The sequence below is a fragment of the Martelella sp. UBA3392 genome (assembly GCF_002358775.1).
GTDB lineage: Bacteria > Pseudomonadota > Alphaproteobacteria > Rhizobiales > Rhizobiaceae > Martelella > Martelella mediterranea.
In genome coordinates this window covers 1-3,199 of the sequence record NZ_DEPM01000044.1, presented here as the reverse complement: position 1 = coordinate 3,199, position 3,199 = coordinate 1, and the positions used below count along the sequence as shown (strand labels likewise).

Genomic DNA, 3,199 nt, shown 5'->3' with positions numbered 1-3,199 from the left:
CTTCTCGCCCCGGAGGGGAGAGATGTCGCGAAAGCGACAGTGAGGGGGGGGAGAGTTTCCCCGCGAACGCCCTCACGGTTTGAAATGCCGCGCCACCCTCACTGCCCCTTTCGGGGCATCTCTCCCGCCAGCGGGAGAGAGTGTTGGGAGCAAGCAGCGAAGCCCCAACCGCTACTCCACCGCCACCGAATGCCACAGCGCCTTGTCGCCGATCTCGGCGACCATTTTCGCGTGGGCTTCCAGTTCTTCCGGGTGAATGCGCGGTGCAAGCGGGCGGGGGCGGACGAGGGGTGGGAGCTTGCGGACATTGCCGTCGGCGTCATACTGATCGCCATCGCCGGCATTGACGAGACGGAACGCGGCCTGCCGGCCGCCCGACATCTCGATATAGACTTCGGCCAGCAGTTCGGCATCGAGCAGCGCGCCGTGCTTGGTGCGGTGAGCATTGTCGATCGAATAGCGTTTGCAGAGCGCGTCGAGACTGTTGGGGCCCATGGGATGCTTGCGGCGCGCCAGCGCCAGCGTGTCGAGGACCATGTCATCGGCGATCGGCCCCTTGCCCAGCCGGCCGAGCTCGACATTGATAAAGCCCATATCGAAGGCAGCGTTGTGGGCGATCCAGCGCGCGCCGTCGAAAAAAGCCAGGAGATCATCGGCGATTTCCGAGAATTTCGGCTTGTCCTGCAGGAACTCGTCGGTGATTCCATGCACCTGCAGGGCTTCCGGATGCACGGTCTTGCCATCGGCATTGATATAGACGTGGAAGGTGCGCCCGGTCGGAAAATGGTCGATCAGTTCGACCGCGCCGATCTCGATGATCCGATCGTCATTCTTGTCCATACCGGTGGTTTCGGTATCGAAGATGATATCGCGCTGCGCCTTCATCAGATGCTGTCCCTTGTGCTGTCTCTTGTCGCCCGCGGGCCCCGTGTTTTCAGATCGGCAATGATCGCGCCAACCGCCGCGCGCGCCGCGTCCATGCCGTTGCCGGTGTCGACAATATAGTCGGCCCGCGCGCGTTTTTCGCCATCGGGGAGCTGTTGTTTCAGCACGGTTTCGAGTTTTTCCACCGTCATTTCCGGCCGCGACAGCACGCGTTCGCGCTGGATTTCCGGATCGCAGGTGACGACCACGACATAATCAACATCGCGCTCGCCGCCGGTCTCGTAAAGCAGCGGTATGTCGAGCACCGCGATCGGCGCGCCATCGAGGCGGGCCTGTTCCAGAAAAGCGCGTCGTTCCTCGCGCACCAGGGGGTGAACGATCGCCTCGAGCCGCTTGAAGTTCTCGGCCTTGCCGGCAAGCACCTTGCTGAGCTTCTGCCGGTCGATCGCGCCATTGACATCGACGCCGGGGAAGGCCGCTTCCACAGCTTCGACAGCACGGCCGCGATAAAGCCGGTGCACGGCGTCATCGGCGTTGAAGACCGGCATGCCAGCCTCGGCAAAGAAGCCCGCCGTGGTCGACTTGCCCATGCCGATCGATCCGGTGAGGCCGAGCACGATCATGCGGTTTCCCCGAGATCGGCGAGGATTTCGGCCATCAGCCCGTTATCGACCTCGGGCGTCTTGCCGAACCATTTCTCGAAACCGGGCACGGCCTGATAGAGCAGCATGCCAATGCCCTCTGCGGTTCTGAAGCCCTGTTGTTTCGCCTGTTTGAGGATCGGTGTTTCGAGCGGCACATAAACGATATCGGCAACGATCGCGTTTTCATGCATCGGCGAAAAATCGAACTCCGGAACCGCGCCGCCCTTCATGCCGAGCGAGGTGGTGTTGACGAACAGGCCCGCGCCTTCCATCACCGCTTGGAGATTGTCCATATCGTGGGCATGGACTCGATCGCCGAGCCTGAAGGCGAGTTCGGAGGCGCGCGCCAGCGTGCGGTTGACGATATGGACATGGGAAAAGCCGCGGTTTTTCAGCGCCAGCACCACGGCGCTCGCCCCGCCGCCGGCGCCCAGTACCACCGCGCGCTCGGCATAATCCCAGCCGGGATGAAGCGCGTCGAGGCTGCTGGCAAAGCCGAAGCCATCGGTATTGGTGGCGTGGATGCGGCCGTCTTCCACCCACAGCGTGTTGGCGACGCCGAGCGTGGTGGCAAGCTCGTCGCGCTCATCGGCAAGCTCGAAGGCTGCGGCCTTGTAGGGCATGGTGACGTTGCAGCCGACATAGCCGGCCTCGCCGGAGCGCAGCTTGTCCATGAATTCCCCGATCGCGCCGGGGGCGACATCCTGGCGGACATAGTCCCCGTCAATGCCGTATTTCTTCAGCCAGTAGCCATGCACCAGCGGCGAGCGCGATTGATCCACCGGATGGCCGATGACGCAGGCCCTTGGCTTTGCCGTTTCACGTGAATCATTCATCAATCGCTCCCAGTTTGCGCAAGGCCTTCAAAAGCGTCAGCATCGGCAGGCCCAGTATCGTGAAGAAATCGCCCTCGATTTTAGAAAACAGTTGCACGCCCGGTCCTTCAAGCTGGTAAACGCCGGAGGAAAAAAGCACCTCATCCGGAAGCAACGCGAGATAGCGATCGATCGCCGCCTCACCGAGCGTGCGCATGGTGAGCCGCGCCGTCTCCGCGGCCTCGAAGACAATTTCGCCGTCTCTGGCGATCGCGAATGCGCTGATCAGCGAATGACTCTGGCCGGAAAGCCGCTTCAGATGATCGCGGGCCTCTTCCCGGCTTTCCGGCTTGGAATAGGGCCGGCCTTCGAACTCCATCACCTGGTCGCCGCCGATCACAAACGCATTTTCCGCCCGCGCCGAAACAGCGAGCGCCTTTTCGCGCGACAGCAGAGCCGCCAGGAAGGCGGGTGTTGCGCCCGTCTTCAGATAGGGCGCTTCGACGGCGCGCTCGTCGACATCGGGCTTTTTGGCGGTGAAGACGAGTCCGGCATTTGCGAGCAGCGCCCGGCGCGAGGGGCTGGTCGAGGCAAGCACGATCGCGGATTTTTCATAGGTAGCGCTCATGTCTCTCCTTCCGGCCTTGTCAGCCGCGCTGGTGTTTCAGGGCGAGGATGGCGGCCGCCGTCTCCTCGATCGAGCGGCGCGTGACGTCGATGATCGGCCAGTCGTTTCGGGCGGCCAGCGAGCGGGCATATTTCAGTTCCTCGGCAATGACGGCACGATCGGTATAGTCGCTCTTGCCGTGATCGCCGCCGGCGCCGAATTCACGATATTCGCGCACCTGCGAAATC

5 protein-coding genes are annotated in these 3,199 nt (G+C 62.6%); all 5 read right to left on the bottom strand.

What is annotated here, in order from left to right; translation table 11 throughout:
• Positions 1 to 171 precede the first annotated feature (171 nt).
• Positions 172 to 885, bottom strand: coding sequence for a DNA polymerase III subunit epsilon (dnaQ, locus tag B4E36_RS03530; RefSeq protein WP_292055394.1), 714 nt, complete (start codon positions 883 to 885; stop codon positions 172 to 174).
• On the bottom strand, positions 885 to 1,508 hold the full coding sequence (coaE, locus tag B4E36_RS03525; protein ID WP_292055396.1) for a dephospho-CoA kinase: 624 nt from the start codon (positions 1,506 to 1,508) through the stop codon (positions 885 to 887). The genes dnaQ and coaE overlap by 1 nt, the downstream gene beginning before the upstream one ends.
• A complete protein-coding gene (locus B4E36_RS03520; protein ID WP_292055397.1) occupies positions 1,505 to 2,365 on the bottom strand; it encodes a shikimate dehydrogenase in 861 nt (286 codons plus the stop codon). The genes coaE and B4E36_RS03520 overlap by 4 nt, the downstream gene beginning before the upstream one ends.
• A complete protein-coding gene (locus B4E36_RS03515) occupies positions 2,358 to 2,972 on the bottom strand; it encodes a Maf family nucleotide pyrophosphatase (protein ID WP_292055398.1) in 615 nt (204 codons plus the stop codon). Before B4E36_RS03515 ends, B4E36_RS03520 begins: the two co-directional genes overlap by 8 nt.
• Positions 2,973 to 2,991: 19 nt before the next feature.
• On the bottom strand, positions 2,992 to 3,199 hold a 208-nt coding region (locus B4E36_RS03510; protein WP_345899985.1), incomplete at its 5' end, for a kinase/pyrophosphorylase.